We start from the raw sequence: 19,859 nt of genomic DNA, 5'->3' as shown, positions 1-19,859 counted from the left end.
TTAGTAGGGACAGTCGAGCCAGATTGTACAAGCGACGTACCACATGGCCGTTGTTGATCAAATCAGCGTGAAGGTCAACGACACCATATTGTACCTGAAAGCGTGACATAGTAACTTTAACTGTTAGAGGCACTTGTATCCTCAATAAGTAACGCGACAGTCCTATATCTAAGACGGGAATTGGTTTGCTAACTTAACTTGCAAGCAACGATCACTTAAAAACAAATAAGCAGGTGTCAGACAAAAAAAGCATAGAGCGCTAACAATAGCGGCCTCTAGTTTGATAACCTCGCTTAAAATACAATATTTAGGTTAAAGTAACTACTACATATATCGTGTTGTGAGCGAATTGTTAAATTGACAGCTATATAAAGTGAGTTAACAATGAAAAGTGAATCAGAAATACTTCTTATGCGTCGTAATTTTTCTAGTTCGAACTTCTTTGGAGTCTCCAGTGGAAGTATCAACGATAAGTGTTTGAAAAGTAATATGATTTTCGTTAGCAAACATACTCGTTATATGGAATACCCAGCTCATAGTCGTGAGTATATTGAACTTTGTTATGTTTTTCGTGGACGTTCCGTAAGGTATATAGAAGGTAGTAAAATTGAACTACGGAGTGGAAATTTAATTTTTGTTGGTCCCAATACGGTGCACAAGATTCTTCCATTAGATGACAGTGATACTGTCATTAACTTTACTGTCCCAAGATGTTATTTTAATTTTATCTTTGAATTCGTGAACAATAACAGTCTGTTTTCAAATTTTCTAATTGATTCAATATACAAGACCGCCGTCCCAAAAGCGTTTGTGTTTGATATTTGTGATAATTATTATGTAGAATGTTTGTTGCATGATATTATTTTTCAGTCGGCGGTTGTAAGTCATAATAATCTTATGAGGACAAAACTATTGTTTGGGTTGTTGGTTATTGAACTATTTAAGGAAACGCCAGAAATAATACATAATGAATATTTAGAAGGCAGTGTCTTTTCACAAGTGGTTTGTTATATTGAGAATGATTTGAGAAATGCTAACCTAAACGACATTGCTGCCAAGTTGGATATGAAGAATTACAATTTGTCTAAATTAATTAAAAAGGAAAGTGGAAAAACATTTAATGACTTGGTCAGAGATATTAGATTTGAAAAATTCTGCGAACTGGTAAAATTAAAAAGTGTGAGCATAAACGAATTAGCTCTAGAAGTAGGATTTACAAATACTAGCTTTTTTTATCTAAAATTTAAGCGAAAGTTCGGCATGTCACCTAGTGAGTATAGAGATAAAGTCATTTCTAAGTGTTAGAGGTTTTTAAATGTGTTAGACTTTGTTAACTGTTACGGTATGGCGTATTGATTGGTTTAATGGCTGATTCAAGGTTTGTTGTTAGTTGTAATATTTCAAAACTAGTTCTTTGCTTATAGAGCAATTTGATTGGTTTTTGTACTCTCTTTAAATGCTCTAAGTTTGATTAACGCTCTATTTTGAATTAGCCGAACGGTTTCACAATGAATGCCCATGTTTGTACCAATAGCTTGTAATGTTTTAGGAGTACTTCCATCTAATCCAAAGCGAGCTATGAGGACGTACTGTTGAGGTTTAGATAACATATCGACCCATCCTAAAACAGCGACAAATGTTTCCGTTTCGCCTATTATAATCTCAGGAGAGTAGTTATTTTCACATGCCAAATTACAAATAATATGTGTTTCGTCACTAAGTTCATTAGAGGTCTCTAATGAACTGACTTGATAGTTTACTGAAAGAGTAAACTTTACTTTGTTATATGGTTCCTTCAAGTATTGACTAATGGCCTCAATTTGAGGGGTGGGGCCTTCATTTCGTGCAAGTTGACGTTGAGTACGAAGATAACGAGACAAGTCTTTTAATACAGGTATGGGCAGTCGGATTATTCGGACTTGATTCATAATGGCTTCAGTGATGTGATGTCGTATCCAATAGTATGCATATGATGCCAATGGAACTCCCTTCTCAGGATCGAATTTGTCAATTGCTTTTATCAGTCCAATATTACCCTCTGCAATCAGATCTGATAATGGTAATCCGTTCTCCTTATATTGATTAGCTATTTTTATGACCAATCGTAAATTATGCTCCACTAGCACATTTCGTGCGGACCTATCTCCCGTATTGACTTTTCGTGCATACATTTTTTCATCTTCGGGAGTCAATGGAGAGAATCTACTAAGTGATTTATAATAAAATGTCCAATCCATTACTACTATGTCTCTTATGTTAAAACTATTTCGATTGTCGTTTGAAGATTACGTGTTCTATTGTATATTATTTTGTTGAAATTAATAGTGTTTTAATAGTAAGTTCTGAAATGTCTTTGTCGAAATCTCATCGCCCAGTAAATTTGTCTGAAACAATGTTGAACAAATTTGTAACCTTCGACGGCTATAGTGACTGTCTTATTAGTTAGGCCAGTTAGTATTGTGTTTTGAGAACTGGATGTGGTTGCTTTTTTTACTGGTGTTTTAACAAAAGTGTTTTATACTTAAATTGTTTTGTATTTGTATCCCTAAATTTAAACTATTGGTCAAGTAGGGGAACACTTTGTAACTTGTGCAAAGTCAGTTATCCAACAATTTTACTGTCAATTTAGTTGTGATGTAAAATCCCATCTTTTGCTACCCACTTAACTGAATAATAACATTGTAATATTCCAAATTGGCGAGAAATATACGTAACGGATTATGTACATTAAACTAAATGAACATAATCCTTAAGGTTACATAAGCCACAGTTCGTACAGTTTGTAATGCAATTTAGCTTTTTGACAATTTTAGGCAATATAATGGGGCTAGATATGACCTTTGCAATGTCTATCTTAAGTAAACAGATCGCTAATTTGTCACCAGTACTCGTGGGTCTGTAATATTTTATCACTTCTGCCCCAAAAGCTAATGTACAAAAGTCAACTACTATTTTACTTGCAACAAAGACATAAGCAACATCGGTTTCAGCCCATTGTTGAAACAAATAAAGACATGACGCCGCTACTATAAGCTGAAATAATTGCTCTGAGTTAGTGAAGTAACCTAATTGAAAGAAACAGGCTCTTTGATAGTTAGATTTTACTGCGGTTGGTAAAGAAGACAACCTCTCTGCTTTAAACTCAATGATTGAAGACCAGTGACCTATAATAGCACGATGCTTATTCTTCAATAAGATCGTATGATGATTGCAATTGTCTAACTTCAGCAATTCTTGTCGAAAACCCTTTAACGCTGATACGTTTGAATAAAAATTCTCGAACTGCTTTGAGTGTTCAATATTCGTCTGACGAACAATTTCACAAATTGCTTGGCTAGGCACATTCTTATACGAAAGAACGTTAAGAGAAAGATCCAATGATTTTGTCAATCTATCAACACTTTCTGTTATAACTTGCGAACACCTTCTCTGGTTCGCAACATTCTTTAAATAGTCAATGTGATTTCTATTTAGAACCTTAGCTATCAATAATTGTTTATACAATGCTGGTGTGCTTTTGCCATTTACCCAACGCGATAATGTAATAGCGTCGAGTCCACCAAATTCCCGATAATATCTGTTTTGCAATAACGCTATTAACGTCTTCCTAGAAATATCACATTCTATTAACCAACTTTGTAACTGAGATCCAAATTTAATCATGGACACAAAACCTCAATCTAAAATTAAATGACTACATTTTTGTGCTATTGACAATATTATTTATATTTCATCATTAACGTAGTGGATTAACGATAAAAGTGGCAAAATAACTATCTTTCATACCGTTAATTTCTTCTAAATACAAATAACGTGACTATTATATATAAATAAAATTAACGATTGGATTGTTAGCTTTAATGCCAAAATTCACGTGTGGATGCTAATTGTAATTTTAGAACTGTTTTGGTTAACTTTTAAACGGGTTCTGAAACCCAATATTAAAACCGAGATTCCGCAGCCAATTCAGGAATAAACCGCTTCATATAGCGAACCAAGTAATTTGACTAGCCGAGTCTGATGCTCTTGGACTCCCGTTATGAAACGTTGACCACCTAGTTCGAGCGTGTCGATGCCTTCGAATTTTAAGAACACCCAACGCGCTGTCGGTTTCGTTGTTGTTTTGTTCTTCACCATACTCGGGAAGAACTCTTCTGTGTTGGTGAGCTGCTCTCGGATTTTGTGCTCTAAACTTGCATAAACGAGAAGACTTAGCGTCATGATCATCAAGAGCGCCTCAATACGTTGGGGCTTCTTTAGAAAAATGGATGAGGTTAGGAACTCTGGGCTTTTCAAAAAGCGGAATCCGCGCTCGACCTTTTGCTGGGATTTGTAATGCTCAAGCAGTGCCGCCATTGTCAGCTCTGAACTATCAGTATCGTTGGTCGCGAGGATAAACATACCCACTTTAAGCCTCGCCAGTTTGACTTTTTCTAGGTCGGTATAGGGCGTCGCATCGATGTAGTAGTGGTAGCCTGTTGGCTTTGCTTCTTTTTTAGGGCGACCGCGACCTGCATAGATCGGCTCTTTCACTACGGTGGTATGTACAAAGCCCAGTAAATGACACTCGTTGGCAAAGTCGTTCATCGCTTGCTCGGCATCCACTGCGCAAGCAAACTGCTTTTTCATTAGTTGCCCCAGCGCTTTAAGCTCTTTGGTGACTTTTTTATCTAAGTTTTTGTAAAACGTGGCTTCTTCTCGCTTGGTGGCTTGTTCGCTGTGAACCAACAACCACCTCTGATTAACTGAACCATAGTTAGCGTCAATCCAGCAACCTGAATAACCATTACCTATGCTACTTAGTTGCTCTGGCTCTAGAGCCAATAGCGCTTCTTTGGCTGACTTGATGGTCATTGGAACGCGAGTAATAAATTTTTGCTGTTGCTCATCCAGCGAACGAATACTGTCTTCGGTATATAACGCAGCGTCAGCGATGAAGTAGCGACTATTTTGGGCGGATTTTAGACAATGTATGTGCTTCTTCGTCACTTCAGAAAAGGCTTTAGCGTCATTGGTGTTACCACTGAGTGCCTGCATGTAAACGGGTAAGCCTGCTTGGTTTTCACAAATCAGCTCAAGGACCACTTGGTTTAACTCTGGACGGTGGTCTCGGCTATAGCCTTTGACTAGTTTAATAGCATTAATGTCTTCGTCTTGCTCGTAGTCACCATCGACATGAAAACTCGTGATATCGAGGTGGACGGAGTCCGTTTTAAGTCCAAGTTTATCAACCACATGCTCTGCAATTGCTTGATAAAGAGCAGAGACATCGGCTTCATATAGAGCATCCAATGTGCGCCCAAGTACATCATCAGTAAGGTGGTGTGCCTCAATGTCTTTAGCTAGCAACTTGGCAATCGGCTTGGTCTCGAAAAAATCAGAGAACATGTGCAGCGTGCGGCTATGAAAGCCTAGCCCATTAAGGATCATAGCCAACACAGCATCACCATGTGAAACGTTATGCTCCGAATACTTAGGAATGATGCGGTCGATGATACCCGGCAGGTCGACCTCGTGGCAGAAAGCAGCGATAAGCCCTAGGTGATCTAGACGTTTAATAACAGGTTGAGGAGCAGACATAATAAGCGACCGTTAAATAACAGTAATAGATCAAAACTGGGGATCGCGGTCAAGCTGCCTATGCTACTAAGTCTTGTAAATGATCACTGGATCACACTATTTAAATTCCTGAATTAGGTGCGGAATGACGGTTAAAAACAACGAGTGTGAATTTTTCTAAAAAAAGCAGTCGCGGTGGCATGTTGTTCGTTATTAGGCGCCCATGCTTTCGCATCAACAGGCACAGTGACGTTCACTGGTTCTGTAGTAAGTACTACATGTACATGTGATAGGCGTTGTTGCCTGAATTGGTTGAACCTTTTCCAAGTCCTGCGATTTGATCATTTGAAGTAGTTGGAACGGTGGTGATATGGGTAAATCGAAGAAAAAGATAGCTAACTGAGCGGAGCACAATAAGGCTCTTCAAGGCTTTATCGACTCTATCTTTGAGCTATTGGATGTTTCACTAACGTCTCCTGACTACACCTGTATCAATAAACGCTCGAAGACAGTTCAGGTCAAATTGTGACGCACTTAATTGGAGGGATTATTACAGCAATAACGACTTGACCTTTCTGGGGTTACTTAGTCATAGCAACAAGAATGGTTATTTTTGGATTAAATCGCAATTAAAAGTTAAAGGAATAAAGTATGAAATTGAATAAATTAATGCTTACCACCGTATTGGCAGCTTCGTCAATCACTGCAGTGCAAGCAGCGTCAACAGCCTCTGTTAACTTTGTAGGCTCAGTGACTAGCGCCACCTGTGACACATCAATTGAAGTAGGTGGCGTACCAACACCAAGTAACATTGTCGACTTAGGCAGCACTGCACCTAGTACATCGGGTACAGCAGTAGCTTTCGAGATCGTTTCAAAAGCTTCTGGTGGCGGTGCCTGTACTGCTACTGGTACAGCAGATGTGTTCTGGTCTAGCGGCAATATGACCAGTTCAGGCTTTGATAACGCTACAGGCACAGCTACCGGTGCATACATGACATTAACAGGCAAACCAACAGGTGGTAATGTTTCTATTACAAGCACAACTACGAATGTTCAATACACTAATGCTGAAGTTCTAGCAGGGATGGAGTTTGAAGCTCAGTTAGTTGCTTCTACTACTGCGGGTACTTTTAATACCACAGGTACCTACCACGTTATCTACAACTAAGTGCTAAATGCCTCGCCTTACTTACCCAAGGTGAGGCATTTGTTTTTTAAAATCTCGGACGAATTAAACTGAGTCGTTATGTCTATAGAATTAATCCTACGTTGGTTTAGCCTACTGTGCATTTTTTATTCCGCAGTAAGTGTTTCAGAGGAGCATTATGTTTATCAGTTTGATACGTCTTTTTTGAAGGGTGAGAACCGAAACCCTAAAGCTTTACGCTCGTCAAGCGGTATTATTGCTGGACGTTATTTAACGACAGTGGTAATAAACAACCATCGCATTGGTCGACGTGAACTCATCATAACATCAAAAGAAGAACAAGCTGACAAACTTTGCTTCACCACTGACTTTTTTAATAGTCTATCAACAAATTTAACGCCTGAGGGATATAAAGCAACGTTAAGTGACGCTCAATGTATCGATTTAAGCCGCATTGAATTTACCTCCATTGAATTTGATATTTCCGCGCCCTTGTTAACAATAACTATTCCACAAAAATTTATTGATAACACAACGATGCGGCCCAAGGCTGTACAAGGAATTAATGGCGGAAAACTTGGCTACAGCCTAAGCGCAAATATAGATAACGAAGGAAACCAAACAGCATTTGGCTCATTTGATGCGCAAGTCAATCTATTTAACTGGGTTACACACGCCGATTTTACAAGTAGCTGGAGCCATGGTGGTCAAACTGAAACCAATCTGTCAAACCTGTATGCAACGCGCCCATTGACATCCATTAACGCTGATGTAGTTATCGGTAAGGGATATACTTCTAGCAACTTTGTAGACGGTGTCTCTTTTGGAGGTATTGGACTGACCTCGAACCGACTTATGTCCGACTCCTCCGATAGTTATCTACCTGACATATCGGGAATTGCTAACACTACGTCACGCATTATGGTGCGTCAACATGGTCGCATTCTTCACTCCGAAGTGGTCGCACCAGGGCCCTATAAAATTGATGGATTCTCGGTATTCGGCTCAGGGGATCTTGATATAGAAATTGAAGACATTGATGGTAATGTCGAAAACAAAACATATCCATTAGTATTTATGCCTTCTCTATTACGAGAGCACACCGCAGACTTTAGTGTTGCAATAGGTAAACGACATCAAAGCCTTAGCATTGAAGGGCTATTCGATTCCGAACGTAATTTCGTGTTTGCTGAAGGACGCTACGGCTTTAAAGCATTTACCGCAGGTGCTGGGCTAATTTTAGATGAACAGTACCAAAATATCGGAGTGGGAACCACATGGTACATGGCCACGCTAGGAGCCTTATCTTTAAAGGGCGGCATTTCTTTTGCCGACTATAACAATGGTGAACACCTAAATGGTATCACTCTAGGTTCGGAGTACGCTTACCAAGTCACAGACAGCACCAACTTGCAGCTTGCGGCTTACCGTTACCGCGATGAAGATTATGTGAGTTATTCCTCTTTCTATCCTGAGCAAATGAACAGCGAACGTCAACGACAAAAGCATCGCTTTCAAGCGGTAATTAGTTCTCAATTTGACGAAGTTAATGTCAACCTAAGGGGGTGGCAGCAATCTTACTGGGACCAAAACAGAAGCGATATCGGTGCCACGTTATCTATAAATAACACGTGGTGGGAAACAATAAGCTCTAGTCTTTCTATCGGTTATTCCGACAATGGTGGTAATGAAGAAGTAACAAGCAGTTTAACTTTATCTATGCCACTTCAATATGGAGATACCAACCACCATGTAACTACCACTGCATCAGCAGGGTCTAACTCGGACTTTACTATGACCGCGAGCGCAACAGGTAACGTAACCGACCAAGTCAGTTACAACACGAATGTCGGCGGCTTTGGTATGAGTAGCAACTTGAGCTTTGAGCATGATAACGCTCAATTTGACGCCGGTGTCAATTACAGAGATGGTTATTCATCCATGTCGTTGGGAGCAAATGGGTCCGTACTATGGACTTCACCAAGTGGCGTGATGTTATCAAAAAATAGAAATGAAACTGTTGCGGTTGTCGAAGTTAACGGATTGAATGGCATCAAGGTTAACAATGCTCGAACTAACTCAGATGGCTACGCATTAATTACCCTTCAACCTTATCAATCAAACTTCATCAAAGCTGATGTGAGCTCTATTCCTGTTTGGGCCGAAATAGATACCGGAATCCAAAAAGTCATCCCATTAGAAGGCAGCATCATTCATCACGTTATTGATAGTCGCCATATTTATCGTTATACGCTGTTAGTAAAAAATACACAGGGTCAAAAACTAGACAGTGGCGATATTGAATTTCAGGGATACCACTTAGGCTCAATTGCTCCTAATGGGATTGTTACGATAGCCACACAGGAACAGGCTAGTACAATTTCTGTTGCTCAAGGAACAACTCGGTGCAATGTCAACTTAAGCCATATTAAACCCAACCTAACTAAACTTTTTGAGGTCGTTTGTGAGTAAGATTATTTTAACTATGTTGGCAACAATAAGTATCACCGCCAGTTTTTTCGCCCAAAGCGCGCTTGTGTTGTCAGGCACGCGCTTCATTTATAACGCTGAAAACAGGGCGATCCCAGTAACGGTAGAAAACAACAGTACAGAGCCCTATGGTGCACAAATTTGGATAGAAAACACAGAAGATACTGACAGTATACCTTTTGCTGTTACCCCTGGTGTGTTTTCTGTTAAGCCGAATGGTGGCAAACAAGTGGTACAGGTATCAAAGCTAGAAACCGACTCATTTAAACAAGATCGTGAGTCTCTGTTTACTGTGCATGTTCAAGAAATCCCCCCAAAACCAAAGCAAGACGGCTTAAGTGAAAACCGGTTAGTATTAGCATCACAAATTGTTGTGAAGATGATGTATCGCCCTAAAGCCATCAAAAGCGGGCGTGAAAACGCTGAAATGCAGATACTTATTCGCAGGCAAGGAGATACATGGAGTTTTCTAAATCCGACTCCTTACTATTTTGCAATAACTGCTATCAACGGCGACGAATCATTGGTCACAGACGCGTTTAAGCGCATGCCTCCCTTTAGTCAGACTCAAGTGACCCTACCTAATCGAAATGCACAACGTGTTGCTTTTTCGGCTATTGATGACTTCGGTGGCTTACGTCAGTACGTCTGCGATATTACTCAGGCAAAAGAACAATGCCAACAACTAAAAGATGAGACCTTATGATAATGAATATTATGAAGGAAGCGGCCACCACGAAAGCACACATTAACGTTGCTCGATGGGGGAGGAGGTGCTCATTGTTACTACTAGTGAATTTGCCCTGTAACGCAGCCATTGTTACCGGTCCTTCTGTCGAAGTGACATTTAATGTGGCGTATGTTATCCCGACTTGCGACATTACACTACCATCTACTTATGATCTTGGAAGCTTGCTAAAAGGCTCTCTAACAGGGACGGCTGGTACTTTGAACATTGACATCAGCTGCAGTCACACTGGGTTCTCTACAGCATTAATAGCAACAACCCCACACCTTGTTAGTGGATCTCTTACTCAGATTGAATTAACCGCAGGCACATGGCTTACATTAGATGATGGCGGGACATCTGTGGTATTTGATAACACTACCCCATTTTGCAATTTCCCCCAATCGACCAATAATAAAGCCTGTACACTAAGCTTAAACACCTTCGTTTCTCCAACGGCAATGACAGGTTTTTTCAACACTCCCGTAACCTTTACGCAAATATACCCTTAACAATAATTATACAGAAGAGCTTCTACTTCAAAGATCAAAAAACGTCAAAGGGAATATAGATTATGACGAAATTAATTACATTTGCTGTTGTAGCAACGGCAGTAACCACCGCACTTGCAACACCGGTGGTTTTAGCTCAATCATCATCCGCTTTTTATGTTGGGGGACAATTCGGCTATGGTAGCTATTTGCATAACACACTGACAGACAATGACGAGTTTTTGGGCGGGGTGTTCATTGGCTATCAATATTCCGACTACTTTGCTACACAACTTGATTATCAACATTTGAATAATAGATCCTGGATCACCTCCACAGGTCGTTATGACTATGATTTTCAGCAAGCTATCGTCAGCGGTCGGTTGCTTTACCCCGCCACACCAAAGTTAAGTCTAGCGCTAAAGCTTGGCGCGTCGGTATGGCTTGGGCGAGAAAATGACCGTTATCAAGAGGGGGTATCCCCCGTGATTGGTGGTGGAGTACATTACTCTCCCAATACTAATATGACGGTAGGATTAACCTATCAGTATGTTGACTCTATAGGCAAGCTAAACAAATTAGACCACCGCGCGACTATGTTAGAGCTAAGTTGGAATTTCAGTAGTGAAGAATCCCAGTCAGCCCCCAAAATAAGCACGGTTGAATCAACGTTAAGGCCGACGCCCCCATCGGCTCAGTTAAGCCCTACAGAAAAGAAAGCCGTTAACAACAGAATTATCTATCAAACCTATGTACCATTTAATTTTGATTTGGCCATTATTAATGAACGTGCTCGCACTCAACTGAGCACCTTATTAGAGAAACTGAACCAAGATAATACCTTAAGTATTCATTTAGATGGCTATGCCACTCCTGTGGGCTCTAAATCCTATAACCAAAAACTCTCTGAACGCCGAGCGCAAGCGGTCGCCAATTATTTGATGAATAACGGGATTGCTCCAAGTCGTATTTATGCTCAAGGGAAGGGAGAATACCAAGCGCAGCGACTTAGTGCTTTTGGCCAACGTGTCGATGCCATGATCATTCATCAAGTTGCGGAACTGCAGGAGCTGTCAAATGAAAATTAAGTTATTATGCATTCTATTCTTACTTCACGCGATGAATAACACAGTATTGGCCGCTTACTTAACGGTTGGTGATGAAGTAGCAAGAATAGAGTCGACATCGTATATCGATAGTGTCAAGGTCACAAATATCAACCTAAATGGCTTTGCTTCCCCTGGTACTTATATTTTGAGTACTGGTTTTACGTTCAGTGGCTCTACGCTTACCTATAGGTTTGAACCAAACGCATATAGGCAGCAAGGTAGCTATAAACAAGGCGTGAGGGTTGCGGCATGGGGGGCGCGTAATCATATTCCGAGCCCGGGAGGCCCCTTCTTTGCACCCGTTCCCAGCGCATCAACGTGGATCATCAGTTATACAGGTGCCTTAATCTCATCATCTAATGGTAGCCCTCCTTTACCTTATGAATGTTATGGGAATTGGACGGGCGTGAATTGTGGCAATGCAAGTCCACCAGAGACTAGATGGAAGGCGATTGGTATTCAGAACCAGTGGTCAGTTAACTTCTCTACAACACCAGCTCTGAATAGCTCTGCCACATATCAAACAGAGTCAATGAAAGCGGGTCCAGTATACAAAGAGGTACAAAATTCCATTACATTCACTCGCACTCGAACCTATAAAACTATCGCACTGTCAGCGGATGATACGGTTAATATCGGTGATATCCCTCAAGTAGGCCCTGGTAACACAGTCAGCAAAGAAAAATCCTTTTCATTAGCCACGCAAGTGGATGGCTCTCCTCTTACCATCCCCAGCGGCAACGCTAATGTTTCTTATACTGCATTGTCTTCCCCATCTTGCGCTGGTGCTGATTTGTCATTACGTTTAAGTGATGGTACTCCATGGTTAACGGGCTCTGCTGGTAAAATAGATGCAAATCACTTAGCTAATGATGTTACGGCTAAGTGGACAGCACCAGGCACGTGTAGTGGTACCGACTCAGCTAAGCTGCGCTTTACTATTGCATGGAATTAAGAGGCTCAATTCTGGACTAGGCTAAAAGATGAGCTATTGTCAAATGTGGTGTATGGAGATCATGCTGTAGCCTGTGGATGAGTCTCCATTTTTTTACTCCATTGATGAAGCGAACATCTTTCACAACATCCGCTAGGAGTGCAAAACCTCGTAGACGACGCCATACATCGCTAGCCGTTAGCTTCTAACAGGCATACCTAGTCCTATGACTTTGTTTATCGCTTTGACATTCGCCATGATTTCACCCACTTGAGCGTTGTAACATCTCAAGCTCAATTTACCGCTGGTTAGCCCTTTATATCGAGACATAGCAGTCTCAGATATTGAGCGATAAGGATAACCAGACTCGGATTTCAACTCCGCTATTGTTCCATTTTTCAGAGCCTCTACAGCTTCACTTCTGGGGTGCCCATCTTGCCAAAACGCTGCATTCTTTCGAGGTGGTATTGACGGAGTGCAACCTTTATTTTTCAGAGTCTCGTGGCAGTTTGTCGTGTCATATGCTCCATCGGCAGATACGGCTGCGACCTTTCTACGTAATGGGTTCAGTAAGGTCGGTAACACTTCCCTATCGCCAACATTAACAAGACTGACTTCCGCACTAATAGCTTCGTGAGTATGCACGTCTACAGTCAAGTACAGCTTGCGCCATGTTCTACGTTTTTCTGCCCCGTGCTTTTTCACTTTCCATTCACCCCCACCAAAGACTTTGAGGTCTGTCGAATCAATGGCGATATGGCGAATAGCCTCTCTAGATTTATTGCGATATTTGACCTGAACTGTCTTCGAGCGTTTACTGATACAGGTGTAGTAAGGGGACGAATAGCTCAAAGATAGAGTCGATAGAGCCTTGAAGAGCACGCAATGGAAGAGAGACGATGCCCTTAATCATCAAGGCAGTTTCAATCGCTGTATCAGAGTACTGAAAGCCTCTCCCACGCTTGCCGTGATGGGTTTTGCATCGCCATGCATCGACGTCTGAATCATCTATCCAGAACGTAACCGAACCACGTTTACAAAGAGCCTTATTGTACTCCGCCCAGTTAGCGATCTTTTTCTTCACTTTAACCATATCACCACTGTTCCAATCGCTTCAAATGATCAGATCGCAGGACTTGGAAAAGGTTCAACCAATTTAGGCAACAACGCCTAAGTTAACTATCGAAACAGTTCCACATTACTTAACAGACTATTTCTAATTTTCATGCCGACTCTGTAAGGCATGGAGGAACTATTTGTAGTCCCCAGATTACAAATCCCAAAAAATACATTTTAATCAGTGGCTTATGCATAAATCATTGTTCTTGTGAGTTTGTTAATCCAATCGAAAGGCCTTAATGTCATGGTTCTAGACACACTATTGTAAGGCAATTCTCGTGCTTAAAAGAGTAACGACTGTAAAACATAAACTGCTCCTACTTTTCATAACTAGTATTATCGCAATGTCGATTGTTTCTCTAATTAACTATATATCTACACAAAATTACAATCGAAGTTTCGCTCAGTATCAACAAATGGCAAGTTCCAATAATGATACCGCATTGATTGAGGTTAACCTATTGACGGCACAAATAAGCGCATTGACATTTCAAGATACTAAGGAAAGGAAGTATGCCGTTAATGCGATAACGCTTCTTGATGCTAGTGTTGATCTTATCACTCTGAGTCTAAACAACGATATTCGTGATTCAGATAAGTCTTTACTGATATCAATGCGAGATGATATTCAAACTTACAAGCAAAAGTTTGAGAAGTTTATTCAGCTACATGACAGGCTCAGTCGAGACGTAGTGACAATTGAAACAGAGCAGAGTTTTTGGGAAGAAATGCGAATGCTTGGGTTCACAATGGCTGGCGATATCGCCGCATTGCGAGAAAGTGCGATAAGTAAGCAATTCGAGATGAAGTCTCAAATCGCAGAAGTTGGAGAGCAATCTCTTGTCACTTTGATTATCGTTTGGTTGATTACGATGCCAATAATTTTTGTACTAACTTGTGTGATAGGCAGTAGTATTACTAAACCCATTGAAGAGGCAAAGCAAAAGATATTTTCAATGTCATCTGGTAACTTCACAAAAACGACAACGGTAGGAGTAGCAAAGGATGAAGTTAGTCAAATGTGTGTTGAATTAGTACACATGGAAAATGAAATTCACAATGTGATCAGAGAAGTGAGTAATTGTGGACATCAGCTCGCCGCCGCGTCTGAACAACTCTCTATTGTTAATAATAATGTTCTTAATAATGCTCAATCGCAGCGACTAGAAACTGACCAAGTTGCGACTGCCATAAATGAGATGTCGGCTGCTATTAATGAGGTAGCAGAAAATGCCAATACTGCATCCACAGAAGCAGATATCACAAGCAACTGTGCATCGACAGGTTCAGATGTAATGCTGGATACAATCACTAAAGTATCTGGTCTTGCTAAGCAAATGGGACACCTTGGACAAGACATATCCACTTTGCAATCTGGTACAGATGAAGTTGCAGACATCATGGTGGTGATTAATAACATTGCCCAACAAACTAATTTACTGGCGTTAAACGCGGCTATTGAAGCCGCTAGAGCAGGAGAACAAGGTCGCGGGTTTGCTGTCGTTGCCGATGAAGTGAGGCAGCTTGCTCAACAAACGCAAGAAGCTGTCGAGCAAATAGACGCAAAGATCAACACACTACAGAAAAATACGACTGATGTTGTCGACTCCATTAATGCAAGTCAAACCATGCTTACTGATACCGTTGTTCAAGCCGATTCCGCTAGTAACGCATTCTCGAAAATCACAGACAGTATAGAAGCTACTAATGAACTTAATTCGCAAATCGCAGTGGCGACGGAAGAACAGAGTACTACTACGGAGATGATAAACCTAAGCATCACTTCGGTAAGAGACCAGGTCGAAGAGACATTTCAAGCCATCAAAGAAAGTAGTGAAGCGGCTGACAGCTTAGCGGAAATATCCATTAGATTGGCAAAAAACGTTCGGTTTTTTAAGCTTCAGGAAAGTTAATACAGCATGGTCCAATGGCGTCGGAAATATTTGCGCCTTTGAGATTAGACGGAAGTTAAAATTATTCTATTACAATTTATCAAAGTATCATGATTCACCTAAATCAAAATACACAGACGATTTGTCGTGTGTGCAAACAGCCGACGCAGGGCACTAGTTCGTTGACTATTTGTCCTGAATGTAGTATCGACTTGTACCTAATACATATTGAACATCAAACTAATTTAAATAATTATCAACACATCGAAGCTTTGTTGGCCTTGGTGACTATCGACTATGAACTCCAACGGACTCGTAAAAATCTAAATTCAATAGAAGCTCTATCTAGCAATACTGTACAACAGCTATTGAATCAAGCACAACTGAAACTAGATAGCCAGGTTAAGGCTCTTAATCTATCCGCGTTAACTGTTCCGCTATCCTTACAAGAGGCAATTTTTGATGCAATTTCACGGTATAAAACTATGTTAAGTCTATTTACTATTGAATAGCGTTTCCTTAATGAGCAAGGGATGAAGAACTTGTACAACTAATAAGATGTAACTGAATTGAGTGGACACTATAGAATTAGCGGGTCGACATTAATGGAATGGATGGTGATGCACTACTTAATGGTGAACCTGTAACTTAATAATCGAGAATTGGAAATAATGCCAGGATGTAATTTCGGACTTCTTCTTTTAGATTGGTTAAAAGAAGAGGGCATTTCTAGGAAAACCCTAATAGCCTTGTTACAGAGTAGATTCTATAGGGATTTTGGTGGTCTGGATTCCATCACTCTTTCGCGTTGGATTAATGGCAAAAGCACACCTGCTCTGTATAAACAAATGCTTATTGTAAAGGTGCTAGAGAAGGATCCAATAAGCTTTTTGATGAATATAGACAGCCAAGAGCGATATCCAAAGAAAACATCAACCATTGTAGATATGTTGATAAAGTCATTGGATCTGTCTTTAAATGTTCTTTCGTACGATAAGGTCACAGAAAATACGGCAAGCGAAATAGTGATACATTCCAGTGTTGAGCATTTTTCGAAATTTGAAAATTTTTACTCAAATGTATCAGCGTTGGAACATTTTCGAACAGAGCTATCAAATTTTGACAAATATAAACATCACGCAATTTTGCTCAAAAACAAAGCTGGTTCAATTGTTGGCCATTGGTCTTCAATTATAGATATGGACTTCAGAGAATTCACCACGCTTCCTAAAATGTCAAAAGATAATGTAGATAAAGCATGTTTAGTTCAACTGGGCTATTTCGCCAACTCAGAGCATTTTTTTGAGTTAGTTGTACAAGCTTCATGTTTTTACTTAGAAACGTTGTGGGAAGCAAAAGAAGTTGTGTATATATTTGTGGCAGGAAAGCCCGTCGTTGATTTTTGTGTACTGGTTTTTGGAGCAGAAATCGTACAATACTACAGACCAATGAAACAAGGTGACAAGCTGAGTGTTTACTTAATTAAATTCGATATTGTAAGAGCAATATCAAATCCAGTGATTTTACCAAAGATAAAACGTAAATTAGGTTGTATCCAACGTTGTATAAATTGCGGATCATGTAACCTTAGAGATTTCTATTAAACATCAATTCACTAGAATTTCAGATTGTCAAATTAGTTGCTTTTTGATTCAATTCTGAAACTTTAGTAATGTCGTTATGAGATGCTGAATCGGCCAGCCTCCTGTAGACCAGCGACTAGTTGTAAATTCCAAGCTTTTCATACACCAGTGGAGGCATATTCTCAGCGTGGCTGTGCTTACGTTTAGAGTTATAAAACATCTCGATGTAATCGAAAATATCTGAACGTGCTTTTTCTCTTGTTTGGTAGATCTTTTTCTTAATCCGTTTACGTTTTAGAAGCTGGAAGAAGCTTTCCGCTACTGCGTTGTCATGACAGTTTCCCCTGCGACTCATGCTCGGTATCAGGTTATGCTCTTTGAGGAACGCCTGCCATTCATAGCCCGTGAACTGACTTCCCTGATCAGAATGGATTAGCACTGTACTTTTAGGCTTTCGACGCCATACCGCAGCGAGAAGTGCTTGTGTTACCAGCTCTGATTCCATCCTTGAACTCATTGACCAACCAACCACAGCTCTCGAATAGAGGTCGAGCACGACAGCTAGATACAGCCAACCTTCGTGTGTCCTGATGTAGGTGATATCTGTTACCCAAGATTGATTCGGCTCAGATGGCGAGAACTCACGGTCTAATATGTTTTCAGCGATAAGTGCTGGCTGACCAGTATACATTCCACGGCGCTTCTTATATCCGACTTGAGCTTTCAGTCCCTCCTGTCGCATCAGGCGGGCGACTCGATGCCTGCTGCATGTCTCGCCTAAGTCCCTTAGATCACTTTGAACCTTGCGATAACCATAGACACAACCACTTTCAAGCCAAGAGTGCTTAATCAAGCCCAGTAAGCGTTCGTCCTCAATAGCTCTGGCAGATTTCGGCTTTTTTAGCCATGCATATAAGCCACTGCGCTGGATACTAAGAATCTGGCACATTAGACGTACAGGGTATTTATCGAGTCTGGATTTTATGAACGCGTATTTTTCTTTGACTCGCTGGCGAAAAACACGGTGGCTTCCTTTAGGATATCGCGTTCCTGCGTCACTCGCTTCAGCTCTTTTTCAAGCTCTCTTATCCGAGCTTCCTGCACACTCGTTTGCTGATAATGCTTACTGTCTGAACCGTACTTCTTCATCCAGTTGTAGAGGCTATTGGTGGAGACCCCAAGATGCTCTGACACACTTGCGACTGTGTATCCTTGCTCGGTGACTTGCTTAACGGCTTGGATTTTAAATTCATCGGTAAACTGCTTGTTCATTTGTCCTCCTGTGGACTACTAATTGTAAATCAAATTAGTGTCTACAGGAGGTTGGCCGATTCAATGCTCACGCCAGTTAGTTAGTAGTTTGGTTCTGAGTTTTGACATGAAATCAAAGTAAGTGAATGAGTCTATTCGCTCTGATCTTAAGATTCTGATGTAGCTTGTTTGATTTCTGCAACAAAGCTCATTATCTATACTATTCTAAGTTAAGGAATCATTAGAGTTGGAGGGCTTTATGTTTAGTAGGGCTTTGAAGAGAGCGCGGACTGATAGAAACTTGAGTCAATCTCAAGCCATTGAACGTTTGGAATTAAGACACGAATTCTTGAAAATCGATAAAGGAACATATTCAAGATGGGAAAATGGAAAGACAACGCCTTCATTGAAAAAGCAACTCAGAGCTTTGCAAATCGTGTCAGGCCTATACCAGTGATCATTGAAGACGCTTGATTTTTCCTGAATAGAGGATCATGCTAGCAACTATGAAAATTACTCTGACCAATGAACAGAAGCAGGAACTAAAAATCCAGCACAGCACAACGCGTGACGGACGAGTTCGTGACCGTATAAAAGCGGTTATTCATGCGAGTAATGGTTGGTGCCCCGAAGAAATTGCAGACGCACTTCTTATTCATGAATCCACTGTTCGTCAACATATCAAAGATTACCTAGAGTCGAACAAGCTCAAGCCTGAAAATGGCGGTTCACAAAGCTATCTATCGGCTCAGCAAACCCAAGAGTTGGTTCAGCATCTAACTGAAAATACATACCACCATTCGTCCGAGATTATTGCGTACGTATTTGAAAGGTTTCAGATTCACTATAGTGTTCCTGGCATGAACAAATGGCTTCATCACAATGGTTTCAGCTACAAACAGCCGAAAGGCGTTCCACATAAGTTCGATGAGGAAAAACAGCAAGCGTTCATAGAGGCTTATGAAGCACTGAAAGCAAGCTGTGGCGAGGATGAATCGATAGTGTTTATCGATGCCGTTCACCCCCACACTGTCAACCAAACTCTCCCATGGTTGGATACGTACAGGTCAAAGTAAAGTTCTGGAAACAACAGGTAATCGTAGCCGATTGAACATTGTTGGTGCTTTGAACCTATCAGATATTGGAGCGACCATTGTTAGCGAATACGACAGCATTAACAGTGAAAACATGGTTCGATTTTTCTGTAAACTCAGAGAGAGCTACCCGTTAAATCACAAGCTCCATGTCATCTTAGATGGAGCTGGATATCACCGCAGTGATTTAGTCAGAGATGCGGCATTTGTCCTTAATATTGAACTGCATTATCTCCCACCTTACAGCCCGAATCTTAACCCAATAGAGCGGCTTTGGAAGGTTATGAATGAGAAGTCAAGGAATAACGTTTACTTCAAAAGTAAACGGGATTTCAAGGAAGCCATTACCCAATTCTTTACTGTGACTCTTCCAGAGATTGCAGGCTCGCTGACGTCTCGAATTAATGATAATTTTCAGGTGTTCAAGCCTGCATCTTCAAGTTGATTGGGTATAGAAGCTA

Annotated in this window: 14 protein-coding genes and 3 pseudogenes; 12 read left to right on the top strand and 5 right to left on the bottom strand. The window is 40.7% G+C overall.

Annotation, left to right across the window (positions count from 1 at the left end; translation table 11 throughout):
- Nucleotides 1-384 precede the first annotated feature (384 nt).
- The gene (locus AC6I8U_RS25305; protein WP_498019799.1) at nucleotides 385-1,305 is read left to right on the top strand and encodes an AraC family transcriptional regulator; all 921 of its coding nucleotides are present in this window, start codon (nucleotides 385-387) and stop codon (nucleotides 1,303-1,305) included.
- Between the two features lie 113 nt (nucleotides 1,306-1,418).
- Here AC6I8U_RS25305 and AC6I8U_RS25300 read toward each other — a convergent pair whose 3' ends face one another.
- The 3 genes from AC6I8U_RS25300 to AC6I8U_RS25290 form a co-directional block, all read right to left on the bottom strand.
- A complete protein-coding gene (locus tag AC6I8U_RS25300) occupies nucleotides 1,419-2,237 on the bottom strand; it encodes a sigma-70 family RNA polymerase sigma factor (protein ID WP_498019798.1) in 819 nt (272 codons plus the stop codon).
- 490 nt (nucleotides 2,238-2,727) lie between these two features.
- Nucleotides 2,728-3,663 carry an XRE family transcriptional regulator gene (locus AC6I8U_RS25295; protein WP_498019797.1) on the bottom strand — a complete coding sequence of 312 codons (936 nt, stop codon included), beginning with the start codon at nucleotides 3,661-3,663 and terminating at the stop codon, nucleotides 2,728-2,730.
- 303 nt (nucleotides 3,664-3,966) lie between these two features.
- Nucleotides 3,967-5,580, bottom strand: coding sequence for an IS1634 family transposase (locus AC6I8U_RS25290; protein ID WP_498017510.1), 1,614 nt, complete (start codon nucleotides 5,578-5,580; stop codon nucleotides 3,967-3,969).
- A 394-nt stretch (nucleotides 5,581-5,974) separates the two neighbouring features.
- On the opposite strand from AC6I8U_RS25290, the pseudogene AC6I8U_RS25285 reads away from it, so the two are divergent.
- The 7 genes and pseudogenes from AC6I8U_RS25285 to AC6I8U_RS25255 form a co-directional block, all read left to right on the top strand.
- Nucleotides 5,975-6,082 (top strand): annotated as a pseudogene (locus tag AC6I8U_RS25285) (transposase); the annotation flags it as partial.
- Between the two features lie 128 nt (nucleotides 6,083-6,210).
- Nucleotides 6,211-6,729 carry a fimbrial protein gene (locus tag AC6I8U_RS25280; RefSeq protein ID WP_498019796.1) on the top strand — a complete coding sequence of 173 codons (519 nt, stop codon included), beginning with the start codon at nucleotides 6,211-6,213 and terminating at the stop codon, nucleotides 6,727-6,729.
- Nucleotides 6,730-6,807: 78 nt separating this feature from the next.
- Nucleotides 6,808-9,180 carry a fimbria/pilus outer membrane usher protein gene (locus AC6I8U_RS25275; RefSeq protein ID WP_498019795.1) on the top strand — a complete coding sequence of 791 codons (2,373 nt, stop codon included), beginning with the start codon at nucleotides 6,808-6,810 and terminating at the stop codon, nucleotides 9,178-9,180.
- Nucleotides 9,173-9,904, top strand: coding sequence for a fimbria/pilus periplasmic chaperone (locus AC6I8U_RS25270; protein WP_498019794.1), 732 nt, complete (start codon nucleotides 9,173-9,175; stop codon nucleotides 9,902-9,904). The genes AC6I8U_RS25275 and AC6I8U_RS25270 overlap by 8 nt, the downstream gene beginning before the upstream one ends.
- Before the next feature lie 74 nt (nucleotides 9,905-9,978).
- Entirely contained in the window at nucleotides 9,979-10,437 is a 459-nt protein-coding gene (locus tag AC6I8U_RS25265) for a hypothetical protein (RefSeq protein WP_498019793.1), read from the top strand.
- Nucleotides 10,438-10,499: 62 nt separating this feature from the next.
- Nucleotides 10,500-11,504, top strand: coding sequence for an OmpA family protein (locus tag AC6I8U_RS25260; protein WP_498019792.1), 1,005 nt, complete (start codon nucleotides 10,500-10,502; stop codon nucleotides 11,502-11,504).
- Nucleotides 11,494-12,480: a hypothetical protein gene (locus tag AC6I8U_RS25255; protein ID WP_498019791.1), complete on the top strand. Its 987-nt coding sequence runs from the start codon at nucleotides 11,494-11,496 to the stop codon at nucleotides 12,478-12,480. The genes AC6I8U_RS25260 and AC6I8U_RS25255 overlap by 11 nt, the downstream gene beginning before the upstream one ends.
- Nucleotides 12,481-12,657: 177 nt before the next feature.
- Here AC6I8U_RS25255 and AC6I8U_RS25250 read toward each other — a convergent pair.
- Nucleotides 12,658-13,552 (bottom strand): annotated as a pseudogene (locus tag AC6I8U_RS25250) (IS5 family transposase).
- Nucleotides 13,553-13,922: 370 nt separating this feature from the next.
- On the opposite strand from AC6I8U_RS25250, the gene AC6I8U_RS25245 reads away from it, so the two are divergent.
- Together AC6I8U_RS25245 and AC6I8U_RS25240 are read left to right on the top strand one after the other, a co-directional pair.
- A complete protein-coding gene (locus AC6I8U_RS25245; RefSeq protein WP_498019790.1) occupies nucleotides 13,923-15,491 on the top strand; it encodes a methyl-accepting chemotaxis protein in 1,569 nt (522 codons plus the stop codon).
- A 650-nt stretch (nucleotides 15,492-16,141) separates the two neighbouring features.
- The gene (locus AC6I8U_RS25240) at nucleotides 16,142-17,074 is read left to right on the top strand and encodes an XRE family transcriptional regulator (RefSeq protein ID WP_498019789.1); all 933 of its coding nucleotides are present in this window, start codon (nucleotides 16,142-16,144) and stop codon (nucleotides 17,072-17,074) included.
- A gap of 115 nt (nucleotides 17,075-17,189) precedes the next feature.
- On the opposite strand, the gene AC6I8U_RS25235 is transcribed toward AC6I8U_RS25240, so the two are convergent.
- Nucleotides 17,190-18,325 (bottom strand): IS3 family transposase gene (locus AC6I8U_RS25235; RefSeq protein WP_498019788.1). Its coding sequence is split into 2 segments (ribosomal slippage): nucleotides 17,190-18,082 and nucleotides 18,082-18,325, totalling 1,137 coding nucleotides; the frame shifts between segments, so codons are not numbered across the junction.
- Nucleotides 18,326-18,563: 238 nt separating this feature from the next.
- On the opposite strand from AC6I8U_RS25235, the gene AC6I8U_RS25230 reads away from it, so the two are divergent.
- Both AC6I8U_RS25230 and AC6I8U_RS25225 read left to right on the top strand, forming a co-directional pair.
- Nucleotides 18,564-18,761 (top strand): helix-turn-helix transcriptional regulator, encoded by a 198-nt coding sequence (locus tag AC6I8U_RS25230; protein WP_498019787.1) that lies wholly within the window; start codon nucleotides 18,564-18,566, stop codon nucleotides 18,759-18,761.
- Between the two features lie 49 nt (nucleotides 18,762-18,810).
- A pseudogene (locus AC6I8U_RS25225) lies at nucleotides 18,811-19,843 on the top strand (IS630 family transposase).
- Nucleotides 19,844-19,859 lie beyond the last annotated feature (16 nt).

Source organism: Vibrio sp. KUL80, assembly GCF_059725495.1.
The sequence above is the reverse complement of the archived record's forward strand: the minus strand, read 5'-3'. Positions and strand labels throughout refer to the sequence as shown.